The organism is Pseudoalteromonas sp. 2CM37A (genome assembly GCF_023161885.1).
GTDB lineage: Bacteria > Pseudomonadota > Gammaproteobacteria > Enterobacterales > Alteromonadaceae > Pseudoalteromonas > Pseudoalteromonas atlantica.
In genome coordinates, this window is sequence record NZ_JALNTJ010000014.1 from 25,450 (window position 1) to 40,774 (window position 15,325).

Annotated in this window: 12 protein-coding genes; 6 read left to right on the plus strand and 6 right to left on the minus strand. The window is 40.3% G+C overall.

Going from position 1 to position 15,325, the window contains the following annotated elements; all coding sequences use genetic code 11:
* Nucleotides 1-44: 44 nt before the first annotated feature.
* The 6 genes from glyS to dnaA all read right to left on the minus strand — a co-directional run bounded on the left by glyS (nt 45) and on the right by dnaA (nt 9,216).
* Complete coding sequence (glyS, locus tag MTF68_RS18810) at nt 45-2,114, minus strand: glycine--tRNA ligase subunit beta (RefSeq protein ID WP_004588054.1); 2,070 nt, start codon at nt 2,112-2,114, stop codon at nt 45-47.
* Between the two features lie 2 nt (nt 2,115-2,116).
* Nucleotides 2,117-3,019, minus strand: coding sequence for a glycine--tRNA ligase subunit alpha (gene glyQ, locus MTF68_RS18815; protein ID WP_004588055.1), 903 nt, complete (start codon nt 3,017-3,019; stop codon nt 2,117-2,119).
* A 140-nt stretch (nt 3,020-3,159) separates the two neighbouring features.
* On the minus strand, nt 3,160-5,586 hold the full coding sequence (gene gyrB, locus MTF68_RS18820; RefSeq protein ID WP_029772815.1) for a DNA topoisomerase (ATP-hydrolyzing) subunit B: 2,427 nt from the start codon (nt 5,584-5,586) through the stop codon (nt 3,160-3,162).
* Between the two features lie 12 nt (nt 5,587-5,598).
* Complete coding sequence (gene recF, locus MTF68_RS18825; RefSeq protein WP_248463331.1) at nt 5,599-6,693, minus strand: DNA replication/repair protein RecF; 1,095 nt, start codon at nt 6,691-6,693, stop codon at nt 5,599-5,601.
* A 14-nt stretch (nt 6,694-6,707) separates the two neighbouring features.
* Nucleotides 6,708-7,811 (minus strand): DNA polymerase III subunit beta, encoded by a 1,104-nt coding sequence (gene dnaN, locus MTF68_RS18830; RefSeq protein ID WP_004588058.1) that lies wholly within the window; start codon nt 7,809-7,811, stop codon nt 6,708-6,710.
* 13 nt (nt 7,812-7,824) lie between these two features.
* A complete protein-coding gene (gene dnaA, locus MTF68_RS18835) occupies nt 7,825-9,216 on the minus strand; it encodes a chromosomal replication initiator protein DnaA (protein WP_004588059.1) in 1,392 nt (463 codons plus the stop codon).
* Between the two features lie 616 nt (nt 9,217-9,832).
* Here dnaA and rpmH point away from each other — a divergent pair.
* The 6 genes from rpmH to mioC all read left to right on the plus strand — a co-directional run bounded on the left by rpmH (nt 9,833) and on the right by mioC (nt 15,294).
* Entirely contained in the window at nt 9,833-9,967 is a 135-nt protein-coding gene (rpmH, locus tag MTF68_RS18840; RefSeq protein WP_004335215.1) for a 50S ribosomal protein L34, read from the plus strand.
* Between the two features lie 7 nt (nt 9,968-9,974).
* Entirely contained in the window at nt 9,975-10,400 is a 426-nt protein-coding gene (gene rnpA / locus MTF68_RS18845; RefSeq protein WP_248463332.1) for a ribonuclease P protein component, read from the plus strand.
* A gap of 125 nt (nt 10,401-10,525) precedes the next feature.
* Nucleotides 10,526-10,801 carry a membrane protein insertion efficiency factor YidD gene (gene yidD, locus MTF68_RS18850; RefSeq protein ID WP_004588061.1) on the plus strand — a complete coding sequence of 92 codons (276 nt, stop codon included), beginning with the start codon at nt 10,526-10,528 and terminating at the stop codon, nt 10,799-10,801.
* Nucleotides 10,802-10,809: 8 nt separating this feature from the next.
* Nucleotides 10,810-12,444, plus strand: coding sequence for a membrane protein insertase YidC (yidC, locus tag MTF68_RS18855; protein WP_024032130.1), 1,635 nt, complete (start codon nt 10,810-10,812; stop codon nt 12,442-12,444).
* Nucleotides 12,445-12,579: 135 nt separating this feature from the next.
* Nucleotides 12,580-13,944, plus strand: coding sequence for a tRNA uridine-5-carboxymethylaminomethyl(34) synthesis GTPase MnmE (gene mnmE, locus MTF68_RS18860; RefSeq protein WP_248463333.1), 1,365 nt, complete (start codon nt 12,580-12,582; stop codon nt 13,942-13,944).
* A 900-nt stretch (nt 13,945-14,844) separates the two neighbouring features.
* Nucleotides 14,845-15,294, plus strand: a complete 450-nt coding sequence (mioC, locus tag MTF68_RS18865) for an FMN-binding protein MioC (protein ID WP_024032128.1) — start codon at nt 14,845-14,847, stop codon at nt 15,292-15,294.
* Nucleotides 15,295-15,325: the final 31 nt, after the last annotated feature.

The window sequence follows — 15,325 nt, forward strand, 5'->3', positions numbered from 1 at the left end:
TAAAAAGCCAGCAATACGCTGGCTTTTTATTGGCTTAAGCGGTGTTATTTTTGTAGTACAGATATATCTGCAATATCTAAAAATAAGCGGCTTAACTGGCTTAATAGTGCGAGGCGATTTTGCTTTACAGCTTCATCGTCGGCCATAACCATGACGTTGTCAAAAAAGTTATCAACACTTTGGCGAATACCCGCCAATTGGCTTAATGCCTCTTGGTAGTTTCCATCGGCGTAAAGTGGTGCAAGCTCAGTTGCAAATTTTGCTACTTGTGATGCTAATACTTTTTCAGCGTCATCGCTTAATAGGCTCTCATCAACATCACCTTCGGTGGTAATGTTATTTTTAGCTAGTATGTTACCTACACGCTTATTCGCTGCTGCAAGCGCTTCTGCGGCGTCTAACGTACGGAAGTGGCTTACTGCTTTAACACGACGGTCAAAGTCAGTAGGTTTAGTAGGACGACGTGCCAGTACTGCCTGAATAACATCTACTTCAATGCCTTCGTCTTGATACCATGCGCGGAAGCGCCCTAGCATAAAGTCAAATACGTCGGTTGATACATTTAGGTTAGTAAGCTTTTCGCCAAACAGTGTTTGTGCTTTTGCTACTAGGTCTAAAATATCAAGCGGTAGCTCTTTTTCTACCATGATACGCAGTGCACCAATGGCAGCACGACGAAGTGCAAATGGGTCTTTGTCACCTTTTGGTGCTTGGCCTATACCAAAAATACCCACCAGCGTATCAAACTTATCTGCAATTGCTACTGCACAGCTGATTAGGTTTGTAGGTAAATTGTCGCCTGCAAAACGCGGCATGTATTGCTCGTTTTGTGCAATAGCTACATCTTCTGCTTCGCCATCAAAGCGTGCATAGTGCATACCCATTACACCTTGCACGTCGGTAAATTCCATTACCATTTCGGTCATTAAGTCTGTTTTACTTAATAGGCCAGCACGTTTTGCAAGGTCTTTGTCGGCACCTAGTTGCTCTGCAATGTAGCCGGCAAGCTCGCTAATACGTACAGATTTATCTTTAAGCGTACCTAACTGCTTTTGGAATAAAACAGTATCAAGTGATTCTAGGCGGCTTTCTAGGGTTTTCTTTTTATCTGTTTCAAAGAAGAACTGCGCATCAGCTAAACGTGGGCGCACTACTTTTTCGTTACCAGATATAACCACACTTGGATCTTTACTTTCGATGTTAGATACAAACAAAAACTTATTTAAAAGTTTGCCGTTTTGATCTAATAGCGGGAAGTATTTTTGATCATCCTTCATGGTGTAAATTAGCGCTTCGGCAGGTACATCTAAAAATGCTTCTTCAAATGTTGCCGTTAACGTTACTGGCCACTCTACTAGTGAAGTAACTTCTTCTAATAAGTCTTCATCCATTGCAACAACCGCATTCACTGCGCTTGCCGCTTCTTCTATTTGTGCACGGATTTGCGCTTTACGTTGTTCGTAATCAGCAATAACGTAGGCTGATTTTAATACGTCGAACACGTCATCAGCATGGTTAATGGTGATTTTTTCTGGATGATGAAAACGGTGGCCTTGTAACTGATTAGTTACTTGCTTACCTAAAATTTCGCCTTCAATAAGTTCATCACCAAATAAAATAGTTACGGTATGAACTGGGCGAATAAATTGTGTTTTATTCGCGCCCCAACGCATTGGCTTAGGTATTGGCAGCTTTGCTAACGACTTTGCAATGGCATCGCTCATCAGCGTTTTGGTTTCTTGTCCTGCTACTTTAGCAATATGTAAAAGCCAAGCGCCTTTGTCGGTTTCAAGAGTTTGTGCTTCACTTACGTCAATACCACAACCACGTGCCCAACCCATTGCTGCTTTAGTTGGGTTACCTTCACTATCGAACGCTGCTTTAGTTGCAGGGCCACGCTTTTCTACTTCTTTATCTTGCTGCTTTGCTTCAAGCGCTTTTACTTGTAAACCTAAACGACGAGGCGATGCATACCAGCTTACGCCTTCATGCCCAAGCTCTAGTGTTTCAAGCTCTGCAGTTAAGTTTGCGGCAAAGGCTTCTGCTAATTTGCGCAGTGCTTTTGGTGGCAGCTCTTCGGTGCCAATTTCTACTAATAAATTTTGTGCTGACATGCTTACTTATCCTTACACAGCGGGAAACCAAGCGCTTCACGTGCATCGTAATAACTTTGTGCACACGCTTTTGATAACGCTCGAACGCGTAAAATATAACGCTGACGTTCGGTTACTGAGATTGCATGGCGCGCATCGAGTAAGTTAAACGCGTGCGATGCTTTCATTACTTGCTCGTAAGCAGGCAGTGGTAAATTTGCTTCTATTAGCTTTTGGCTCTCAGCTTCACACTTATCAAATTGTGCAAATAAGTCATCTACGTTTGCGTGTTCAAAGTTGTAAGTAGATTGTTCTACTTCATTTTGATGGAATACATCGCCGTAAGTTACACGCCCTAATGGACCGTCTGCCCATACTAGGTCGTAAATACTGTCTACGCCTTGAATGTACATTGCTAAACGCTCTAGGCCGTAAGTAATTTCACCAGTTACAGGAGAGCACTCTAAGCCCCCTACTTGCTGAAAGTATGTAAACTGCGTTACTTCCATACCGTTTAGCCAAATCTCCCAACCTAAGCCCCATGCGCCTAGTGTTGGCGATTCCCAGTTATCTTCTACAAAGCGTACTTCATGCGTTAGGGTATCAATACCCATCGCTTCTAGTGAGCCTAGGTAAAGCTCTTGAATGTTATCTGGTGATGGCTTTAAAACTACCTGAAATTGGTAGTAATGCTGTAAGCGGTTTGGGTTTTCGCCGTAGCGGCCATCGGTAGGACGGCGACACGGTTGTACGTATGCGCTCGACATTGGCTCAGGGCCAATAGATTTTAAGAATGTTTGCGGGTGAAATGTCCCTGCGCCCACTTCCATATCAAGTGGTTGAATAATGACACAGCCTTGCTGCGCCCAATAATCCTGTAAAGCCAGGATCAAACCTTGAAAGGTTTTAACGTCATATTTTTGCATATTTGGCTTTTTACTATCTGAAAGTAGCGTGAAAATTACCCTCAGTATACCTTGTGCACACGCAGGTTTTAAGCAGTTTGTGCGGTTGTTAAAATAAAAAAGGAGCCATTAGGCTCCTTTTAAGATGTAAGTATAATTTTTTACACGTCTAAGTTAACTACGCGAAGTGCGTTGGTTTCTATAAACTCACGACGTGGCTCAACTTGATCGCCCATTAATGTTGCAAACAATTGATCTGCCGCTACAGCATCTTCAATTGTTACTTGTAACATACGACGAGCTGAAGGATCCATTGTGGTTTCCCACAGTTGGCTAGGGTTCATTTCGCCTAATCCTTTATAGCGCTGAATGTAGATCCCGCGCTTAGATTCTGCGATCAACCATTCCAAAGCATCCACAAAGTTATCAACAGGTTTTGTTTTCTCACCACGTTGAACATATGCGCCTTCTTTTAAGATGTTTGCGATCTTCGTGCCAGTCACAGCAATGCGTTGGTAGTCACGTGAGGCAATAAAGTCGTAATGTAATACGTGTGCTTTATCCACACCATGCTGACGAATATTCACAACCGGGAAGTACAAGTTGCGCTCTGCATCATGCTCTGTTCCAGCGTGGAAAATTGTCGCATCTTCATCACGTTCAACTAAGTCGTCAACTAGCTCTTTCGTCCACTCAATTACTTTAGCTTCGTTAGATAAGTCTTCTACTTTTAACTCGCTTTGGTAAATCAAACGTTCCATTACCGTGTTAGGGTATTTACGTTTTAAGCGCTCAATGACTTTAACTGTGTTTTGGTAATCTTGTACTATTTGCTCAAGCGCTTCACCTTCAATTGCACTTGCATCTTCGCTTGTGTAAAGCGCTGCATTATTTAGTGCAAGTGATGTTAGGTAATCTACTAGTGCAGGATCGTCTTTAATATAACGCTCTTGCTTACCTTTTTTCACTTTATAAAGTGGCGGTTGTGCAATGTAAATATAACCACGCTCAACAATTTCTGGCATTTGGCGATAGAAGAATGTTAGTAGCAATGTACGAATGTGAGAACCATCCACGTCCGCATCGGTCATGATAATGATGCTGTGGTAACGTAGTTTTTCTGGGTCATATTCATCACGGCCAATACCACAACCTAGGGCTGTTATTAGCGTCGCTACTTCTTGTGAAGAAAGCATCTTATCAAAGCGTGCTTTCTCTACGTTCAAGATTTTACCTTTAAGTGGTAAAATAGCTTGGTTTTTACGATTACGACCCTGCTTGGCTGAACCGCCAGCTGAGTCACCCTCCACTATGTATAGTTCAGATAATGATGGGTCTTTTTCTTGGCAGTCAGCTAATTTACCAGGTAAACCTGCTAAATCCATAGCGCCTTTACGACGAGTCATTTCACGGGCTTTACGCGCCGCTTCACGTGCTCGTGCTGCATCAATAATTTTACCAACAACAATTTTGGCATCCATTGGGTTTTCTAATAAGAAATCAGAAAACTTTTCAGCCATTGCTTGCTCAACCGCAGATTTAACTTCGCTTGATACTAGCTTGTCTTTAGTTTGTGATGAGAACTTAGGATCAGGTACTTTAACACTTACAACCGCTGTTAAGCCTTCACGCGCATCATCGCCCGTTGCATTACTAGTTGTTTTAGCTTTTTTGTTAAAGCCTTCTTTTTCCATGTAGTTATTAAGTGTACGTGTTAGCGCAGATCTAAAGCCGGCTAAGTGAGTACCACCATCACGTTGTGGAATGTTATTAGTAAAACAGTAAATGTTTTCTTGGAAGCCATCGTTCCACTGCATTGAAACTTCAACGCTAATCCCATCTTCTTCACGCTCGTGAGTAAAATGGAATACACCTTTATGTACAGGTGTTTTATTGCGGTTTAAGTATTCAACAAACGCTTGAATACCGCCATCATATTTAAAGTGGTCGGTTTTATTTTCTTCGCGTTCATCAGATAAGATGATGCTTACACCAGAGTTCAAAAACGATAGCTCGCGTAAACGCTTAGCTAAAATATCATAATGAAAATCAAGGTTTGTAAATGTTTCGCCACTTGGCCAAAAACGCAGTTCAGTACCCGTAGTGTCAGCATCGCCAATAACAGTTAATGGAGCGTTAGGTACGCCCATGCTGTAAGTTTGCTCGTGCAATTTGCCTTCACGACGAATAGTAAGAGTTAGTTTTTCTGATAATGCATTTACTACCGATACACCAACACCGTGTAAGCCACCTGATACTTTATAAGAGTTATCATCAAACTTACCACCAGCATGAAGTACCGTCATGATAACCTCGGCAGCAGACACACCTTCTTCTTCATGGATAGAAGTTGGGATACCACGACCGTTATCTCTTACAGAGACTGAACCGTCTAAGTGAATCGTTACATAAATATCATCACAATGACCTGCTAAGGCTTCATCGATAGAGTTATCAACGACCTCAAACACCATGTGGTGTAAGCCTGTGCCATCATCGGTGTCCCCTATATACATTCCAGGACGCTTTCTTACTGCGTCTAATCCTTTAAGTACTTTAATACTCGACGAATCATAATTCTCAGACATGGTTAATCCCACTTATCTTGTTATTAGGTTGCCATGTTTCACGTGGAACATTTGTAGTTCTCGTTGCATGGGTTCCACCACAGCAGAAATACTTTCAGACAAAATTGAAGAAATAAAAATTTGAGAACTGCAATGAGCCAATAATTGTCCCACTTTCTCTTTTGTATCCTCGCCTAACTCTGAAGGTAGATCATCTATTAGCAATATAGATTGCTTATCTGTCTCTGACTCAATTAAACTATTTTGCGTTACTTTTAACGCATAAAGCAATAACTTCAATTGACCGCGTGAAAACGTATTCTCTACGCTGTTGCCAGCGACACTAAAACTAAAATCGGCCTTATGAGGGCCTTTACTTGTAAAACCTTGGCGAGCGTCTCGCTCAAAGTTTTGCTCTAATGCATCACTTAAAGACTCACTGTCTTTCCAACCTGCATTAAAGTTGATTTCTAAATCGCGTATAAGCGTTAACTCTGCACACATTTTATCAAAAAACTGCTGCTTAAACCTACTTATATACGCCATTCTTAATTTATTTATTTGTTCTGCCAGTCTAACAAATTCTTTGTCCCAAAACCTAATTTGGTCAAAATAATTCTTTGGCTTACTTTTTAATAATGCATTGCGTTGTTTAAGCACTTTATTAAACGACTGCCATAAGTAAAAAAACTCATGTTCCACGTGGAACAAACCCAAATCTAAAAACTTACGTCGCTCTTTTGGACCACCAAAAAACAATGAATAGCTTTCGGGTGTAATAATTTGCACAGGCATTAACTGTGCAAGTTCAGAGATTTTTCTACTGGCTTTGCCTTGTATTTTTAAATTAGTTTCACCACTTTGGGTTTTACTAATCCCAATAGGAATAGACAAGTTGTGTAGCGCTTTGCGGCCGTGTATTACAAACTGATCTTGCTGATGTTGAATAATACTTTTATGTTTAGGTGTTCGAAAAGATTTGCCGTGAGAAAGGTAATAAATAGCCTCTAAAAGGCTGGTTTTTCCGCTGCCGTTTTCACCATAAATTATATTAACGCCGTTGACTGGTTCTAGCGTCAGTGCCTCAATATTACGAAAATACTTGAGGCTCAAGTGACTTAAACTCATTTATAATGGGTATCTTATAATCGCATAGGCATAACCACGTACATTGCTTCTTCATCGCCTGCACCTTCAATAAGTGCACTGCTGTTTGAATCTGCTAATGTAAATAGTACATCTTCTGTTTTTAATGTATTTAGTACATCTAATACATACGATACATTAAAACCAATTTCTAGCTCATCACCCTCATACATTACTTCTACTATTTCCTCAGCCTCTTCTTGCTCAGGGTTATTAGCCGTAATTTTAAGTAAGCCATTAGCAAGGTTTAAACGCACACCTCTAAATTTTTCGTTAGATAAAATAGACACGCGTTGAAACGCATTACGTAACCATTCACGGTTAGCAGTAATTACTTTATCTCCACCACGCGGTAATACGCGGCGGTAATCAGGGAAGCGGCCATCCACTAACTTACTGGTAAAAGTAAATTCCACATCGATAATACGAATATGGTTAGCGCCAAATTGAATAGTAACTAATTCTTCATCGGCAACCATAAGGCGCATAATTTCTTGCACACCTTTGCGCGGTATTATTAATTGGCGCTGCGTATTTAACGATTGGCCTAATTCTTTTTGCGCTATTGCCAAACGGTGGCCATCGGTTGCCACTGTTTTAATGTCGGTATTATCTACTTCAAACGACATGCCATTTAAGTAATAGCGAACGTCTTGGTTAGCCATTGAAAAATGCGTGCTTTCAAGTAACTTACGTAACTCTAAACGCGTTAGCTGAAACTCAACCTCGCCATCCCACTGCTCTAAATTAGGAAAGTCTTCCGCGGCAAGCGTAGTAAGTGAAAAGCGGCTTTTACCACTGGTTAAAAGCAGTTGGTGCTCTTGTAAGCTCAATGTAAGCTCAGAACCATCAGGCAGGCTTTTACAAATATCGAGTAATTTTTTAGCTGGTAGTGTTAACTTTGTATCGGCAATATCATCACCAACAAAAACACCTGCAACTAGTTCAATTTCAAGGTCTGTGCCTGTCATTGAAAGTTGCCCGTTTTCTACCACTAACAATACATTAGATAATATAGGTAACGTATGTTTACGTTCAATTGCACCCGATACTTGCACTAATGGCTTTAAAAATTGTTCTCTTGAAATGGTTATTTGCATAATAAAGTCAGCCCTAAGATGACAACGTTCTTATTAAATTTTGATAATCTTCTTTTATTTCGTGGCTTTCATCACGAAGTGATTTAACCTTTCTACACGCATGTAATACCGTGGTGTGGTCACGTCCACCAAATGCGTCACCAATCTCAGGTAAGCTGTGATTAGTTAATTCTTTAGATAATGCCATAGCTACCTGGCGCGGCCTCGCGATAGAGCGGCTACGGCGCTTAGATAACAGATCTGATACACGTATTCTGTAATACTCAGCCACAGTGCGCTGTATGTTGTCTATAGTGACAAGCTTATCTTGTAGCGCCAATAAATCACGCAGCGCTTCTTTTACAAAGTCGATAGAAATAGGACGTCCGGTAAAATTAGCATTAGCTATTACACGGTTAAGCGCACCTTCTAATTCACGTACGTTTGAGCGTAATTTTTTAGCGATAAAAAAAGCGACTTCGTGCGGTAAATTAATTTTACTCTGCTGCGCTTTTTTCATCAAAATGGCAACGCGAGTTTCAAGCTCTGGCGGCTCTATAGCAATCGTTAAACCCCAACCAAATCGTGATTTAAGCCTGTCTTCTACGCCCTCAATTTCTTTTGGGTAGCGGTCAGAGGTTAAAATAATTTGCTGATTACCTTCTAATAATGCATTAAAGGTATGAAAAAATTCTTCTTGTGAGCGCTCTTTATTAGCGAAAAATTGAATATCATCAATCATTAGCGCATCAACACTACGGTAATAACGTTTAAATTCTTCAATGGCGTTATTTTGTAGTGCTTTTACCATGTCTTGCACAAAACGCTCAGAATGCATGTAAACAATTTTAGCATCGGGCTTGTTAGCCATAATGCCATTACCTACTGCATGTAATAAGTGAGTTTTACCTAAGCCTGTGCCACCGTAAATAAATACTGGGTTAAAGGCAGAGCCAGGGTTATCTGCAACTTGTGTTGCAGCCGCTTTTGCTAGCTGGTTAGATTTACCCTCAACAAAGCTGTCAAAGGTATAGTTATCTTTTATATTAGATTTATAGCCTGATTTAGGCGCAGGCTCTACTGCTGCTTTTTGTTCTACAGGTTGCTGTTTAGCAGGTGCCTGTGAACTAGGTGATGCAGGGGCTTCAACACTTGGCGCCGCCGCTTGAGTATTTAGTAGTGGTTTACTACCTACATCAAAACGCAATTCGGGCGCTTCATCACCACAAATTTCTACCAGTAACTCATTAATACGGTTTAAATACTTTTCTCTTACCCAATCAAGAACAAAGCGATTAGGTGCGTAAATCGTTAAGGTATCTTCGGTACTTTCTGCTTGTAGTGGTCTTACCCACATACTGAATTGTTGCGAAGGCAACTCATCTTGCAATACATATAAACAACTTTGCCAAACCGACAGATACACAGTTAAACTCCCAGAGGTATAATTTTTATTCCCGCACATCAATAATGATTAAAAATCATGCATTTATTGCGTTCAATTGGCCAGCTACCCGACCCAAGACCGGGTATTATGAAGGCACTTTATCCACAAGTAAAAGATTGATTTTTATAAAATTGTTGATATCAGTGTATAAATATCTTAACAGACTGATTTATAGCGACTTTTATTTTAAAGCCTGATAACAGATCATAACAAAAACACACTGAGATCGCGAACCAATTTTACGATCTAAATGAGTTTTCCCATGCTTTTATTCACTTTTTAAACACCAGCTGTGGAAAACTTCTTAATTATGATGATCCTAGTTGATCACCCTACTTTATTACGATCCACATTCTTTTAGCCAGTCTCGGCCATTAATTCGCCTTTTTGCGTAAAAGCAGACCATTTTGCTTTAAAATTAATCCATAAATATCAAGCCAGCGTACAAAAAATGTAATAAACACGGTGTTTACAGCGCAATTATGATTGACTTTAAAGTGCTTAATCTATAATATCTCGCGCTCGCAATGGCACCTGTGCCAGGATCGCGACCTGCATAGGATGTTTTAACTTTAACCGATCGGATGAGATTGTTATGAAAAGAACTTTTCAACCTAGCGTTTTAAAACGCAAACGTGCACACGGCTTCCGTGCTCGCATGGCAACTGTAAATGGCCGTAAAGTATTAGCACGTCGCCGCGCTAAAGGCCGCAAAGTTCTTTCTGCTTAATATATAAGTGGAAGACTTTAGCTTTAGCAGGGAGTTACGTCTGTTAACTCCCTCGCATTACTCTCGCATATTTAATGAACCCGCTCGGGCTGCAACTCCTTTATTTACTCTTTTAGCTAAACCTAATGACCAAGATAAACCTAGGTTAGGACTCACTGTTGCTAAAAAACGTGTAAAAAAGGCATGCCAACGTAACCGTATTAAACGACTCGCTCGCGAAAGTTTTCGTTTAAATCAACACACCATCGATAATATCGATATTGTGCTTATGGTAAAAAGTGGTATTGATGAGCAGTCTAACGAAGAAATAACCAAACAACTTACAAAGCTGTGGCGTAAAATAAATGAACGCTGCAAACCTGGTGCACCTAAACCACCACCTTTTAAAAAACGCCCAAACAAATCAGCTAAATCTAATAAACAAACCCGATAGCAATAGAATTGCAGGGTTAATTAGGGTATCTTTAGCTCACCTTTTAATCATGCGTTTAAAATCTCTAATTGAGCCTTTAAATACATGGTATCTATTCACTAAATATACGCAGGGGTATAAACACCATGAGGTTACTTAAACCACTTGTTGCTATTCCAAAGCGTTGTTTAGTGTTATTTATCCGCGGTTATCAAATGTGGATAAGCCCACTACTAGGCCCGCATTGTCGTTTTAATCCAAGCTGCTCTCATTACGCTATTCAAGCAATTAATTTGCATGGATTTGTAAAAGGGAGTTGGTTAGCACTTAAACGCATATTAAAATGCCATCCTTTACATTCAGGCGGAGAAGACCCCGTTCCTGAAAAATTAACCCGTATTAACCACCAACACGAGAAATAAGAGCTGTTATGGAATCGCAACGCACGTTTTTATTAATCGGTTTAATGTTAGTGTCGTTTTTATTATTTCAAGAATGGAATAATGACTACAACACTCCTAAAGCCGATCCTAGTGCCACTACACAAACACTAAACACAACGTCACCAGAGTCAGATGATTATATACCGTCATCGTCAGATTCAGGTTTACCTGCTTCGGCTACCGCTGCTAAGCGTTCAGTTATTGACATTACGACTGACGTTTTCAAAGTAAAAATAGACACCAAAGGCGGTGACATTGTTGAAGCAGACTTACTCCAATACGAAGAAGTAAAAGGTGAAGAAACACCATTTATGCTTCTAGGCGAGTTTGATGGCAATCAATACTTCTCACAAAGTGGTTTAATTGGTTTAAATGGCCCAGACGCATCAGCGAATGGTCGCCCTACTTACCAAGCAACGCAAAAAGCCTACACGCTAAGCGGTGATGAGCTACGTGTACCACTTACCTATGTAGATAGTAATGGCGTTAGCTTCACTAAAACATACGTATTTAAAAAAGGTCAATACGATGTAGGCCTAGAGTACACAGTAAATAATGCTACAAGTGCGCCAGTGCAAGTACAGCTATACACGCAAATTAAGCGTACCGTACAAGAAAAAGGCAGCTTAGTAGATCAAAACTATTTAGGTGCAGCTTACGGTACTGATGAAGAGTCGTACGAAAAATACAGCTTTTCAGATATGGCTGACAAAAACCTAAATAAAAACACCCAAGGCGGTTACGTTGCATTTATTCAGCATTACTTTGTAAGTGCATGGGTACCTAAGCAAGACGAAACACACACGCTTTACAGCTTAATTACTAAAAGTAATGCCGCTATTATTGGTACAAAAGCAGCGCCTATAAATGTACAAGCCGGCAGCGAGCAAACTCTTAATGCGACTTACTACATGGGTCCTAAAGAGTCAGATATTCTTGAAGCGATTCACCCAGATTTAGACTTAACTGTAGATTACGGTTGGTTATGGTTTATTTCGCAGCCTTTATTTGTACTTCTTAAATGGTTACACAGCATTTTAGGTAACTGGGGTGTCGCTATTATTGCCATCACTATTATCGTTAAATCATTAATGTACCCACTGACTAAAGCGCAATACACGTCAATGGCTAAAATGCGTGCCCTTCAGCCTAAAATGGCTGCTCTTAAAGAAAAATATGGTGATGACCGTCAAAAGTTCGGCCAAGCTACTATGGAAATGTACAAAAAAGAAAAAGTTAACCCTATGGGTGGCTGTTTCCCTATTTTGCTACAAATGCCAATTTTCTTAGCGCTATTTTACGTATTCTTAGAATCAACAGAGCTGCGCCATGCAGAGTTCATTCTTTGGCTAACAGACCTTTCTACAAAAGACCCGTACTACGTATTACCAATATTATTTGGTGCAAGTATGTTTGTGACGCAAAAACTACAACCAATGACGGTTACCGATCCAATGCAGCAAAAAATGATGACCTTTATGCCGGTTATCTTCTCTGTATTCTTCTTATGGTTCCCATCTGGTTTAGTACTTTACTGGTTAGTGTCTAACCTTATTTCTATTGTCCAGATGCTTATCATCTACCGTGGCATGGAAAAGCAAGGTATAAAAGTAAGAGGCTAGCTCAACGGCTACTCATATAAAGGCGACTTAGGTCGCCTTTTTTATTGCCTATTTTTTACCACAGCTATTCGCTACCAATAAATGCATAGGTTACAATAGCGCCATTAAAGTTACTCTCGTTGGCAAATAAATAGCATGATCAATCAAGACACAATTGCAGCACAAGCGACCGCTCCTGGGCGTGGTGGCGTAGGTATAATTCGGGTTTCTGGCAGCCTTGCTAAAAGCGTGGCCGAAAAAATAATAGGTAAAGTACCTAAGCTTCGCTATGCCGACTACGTTCCTTTTAAAAGTTTAAGCGGCGAGCAACTCGACCAAGGCATCGCTATTTATTTTGCAGGGCCAAATTCATTTACCGGCGAAGACGTACTTGAACTGCAAGGTCACGGCGGCCCTGTTGTACTCGACATGCTATTAAAAGAAATTAGCCAAATAGAAGGCGTTCGCTTAGCTAAGCCTGGTGAGTTTTCTGAGCGCGCCTTTATGAACGACAAGCTTGATTTAACCCAAGCAGAGGCTATTAGCGATTTAATTAATGCAACCTCAGAGCAAGCAGCTAAAAGCGCCCTACAGTCGCTACAAGGTGAGTTTTCTAAACACATTGAAACCCTAGTAGAAAAAGTTATTCATTTACGTATGTATGTAGAGGCAGCCATTGACTTCCCTGATGAGGAAATTGATTTTTTATCCGATGGTAAAGTATCGGGCGATTTAGATGCCATCATCAGTCAATTACACACAGTAACGAGCCAAGCTAAGCAAGGCAGTATTATGCGCGAAGGTATGCGCATTGTTATCGCAGGGCGCCCTAATGCGGGTAAATCAAGCCTACTTAATGCCCTAGCAGGACGCGAAGCTGCCATAGTAACCGAAATAGCCGGTACTACTCGCGACGTACTACGTGAGCATATTCATATTGATGGCATGCCACTGCATATTATCGATACCGCAGGCCTACGTGAAAGCCCAGACCGCGTTGAACAAATAGGTATAGAGCGCGCGTGGGATGAAATAAATCAAGCTGATCGCGTGTTGTTTATGCTTGATGGCACCGACACCACCGACACCGACCCACACGCAATTTGGCCTGAGTTTATGGCAAAATTACCGCAAGGTATGGGTGTTACCGTTATCAGAAATAAAGCCGATTTATCGGGCGATGCAGTAGGTATGAATGAAAACCAACAATACCCAGTAATTAGTTTAAGCGCTAAAAATGCGCAAGGTATTGAGCTTGTACGCGATCACTTAAAAGCTTGTATTGGCTTTCAGGGCGCAACAGAAGGTGGATTTATGGCGCGTCGCCGTCATTTAGATGCACTTGAACATGCGGCCTATCACTTAGATACTGGTAAAACGCAGTTAGAAATGCACGTAGCCGGCGAAATATTAGCCGAAGAGCTACGCTTAACGCAGCAGTACTTAAACGAAATAACCGGTGAATTTACCTCAGACGACCTACTAGGCAAAATATTTAGCTCGTTCTGTATTGGTAAATAACTCGCTAAAGCAGCATAAAATAACACTTACTTTAGGGCACATTAGTGCCCTTTTTTATGCCCGGTATAAAAATTTAAAAAGCAAAATGGGTTAAAATTAAATAAAAACGCGCCTGATTTTAGCGTATACAACTCACCTGTTTAATCTCTCACAGTATAAAAAAACACCACGTTAAGCGCGTAATTGGCGCTCGATATAGCTTAAAAAAGTACCAATATGACGCTAAAAAGTATCCTTAAGTAGATCGTTTTAACTACGGTTTGTGAATTTATAAGCAAAAGTAACCGGTACTATTAAGGCCAGCGGGCTCGTTTTTAATTGCTCCACCAGCAAAACTCCTCGCTGAACTTGAAAAATAATAAGACTAATTAAAAAAGGTTATCCACAATCGCCTACTTTATGGCTAATAAATCAAAAATAGCGGCACATTTATAAGCTTAAACCGTCACGATCTATAAAAAAGCGTGGTTTATTACACTTATTTTCACTTTTTTAGGGCAGATCTGCTTAATCGGATCGTTTTTAAAAATTATTTTTGATCGCCTTTTTAAGTTATCAACAAGATTACTATCCACATTATGATCAACAACAGCTTAGCTATATAAAAACGTGGGCTGGTGGCCTCACTTATAATAAAAAATCAATGACTTAGCTATATTTAGATCTACAAAACATACTAGTTAAGCAGAGCTTTCCCCAACCTTATCAACAACTTGATCAGAAGATTACATTTAAATAGTTTTTGTTAATTCATTCATATTCAATAACTTATATAAGCGATTGCAACAAAGAGCAAAAACAACTCAAAAATAGTTATACAAAATTACAAAGGTTTCCTTTACTGCAAGCCTAACTCAGTTATCATAGCGGGCAAATAAGTAAAGTGTGATCAGTTTAAATATGAGTTCTGTAAATATAATCGTTGGTAGTCAAATGGGATCTGCAGAATATGTAGCAGAGCAACTATGTGATGAGTTAAATAACCAAGGTATAAGTGCTGAACTACATGATCAACCTAATTTATCTGATATTGATCAACACAATACAATCTGGCTTATATGCACATCGACCTATGGCGCGGGCGATTACCCCGACAACCTTTTACCATTTATTGAGCAGCTAAATCAGCAAAGTGACTTATCTGCAATTAAATATTCAGTCATTGGCTTAGGCGATACCAGCTACGACACCTATAACCTTGCTGGGCGTAATATAAATAGTTTAATGGCAAGCCTTGGCGCAACATGCATAGCGCCAAGGCTTGAATTAAATATTCTTGATGAGGCATTACCCGAAGATACCGCCCTAGAGTGGTTAGATTCGTGGATAGAGAAAACACAATTAAAGTAATGTGATCGATTAAAATGCATAAACAAAGTTA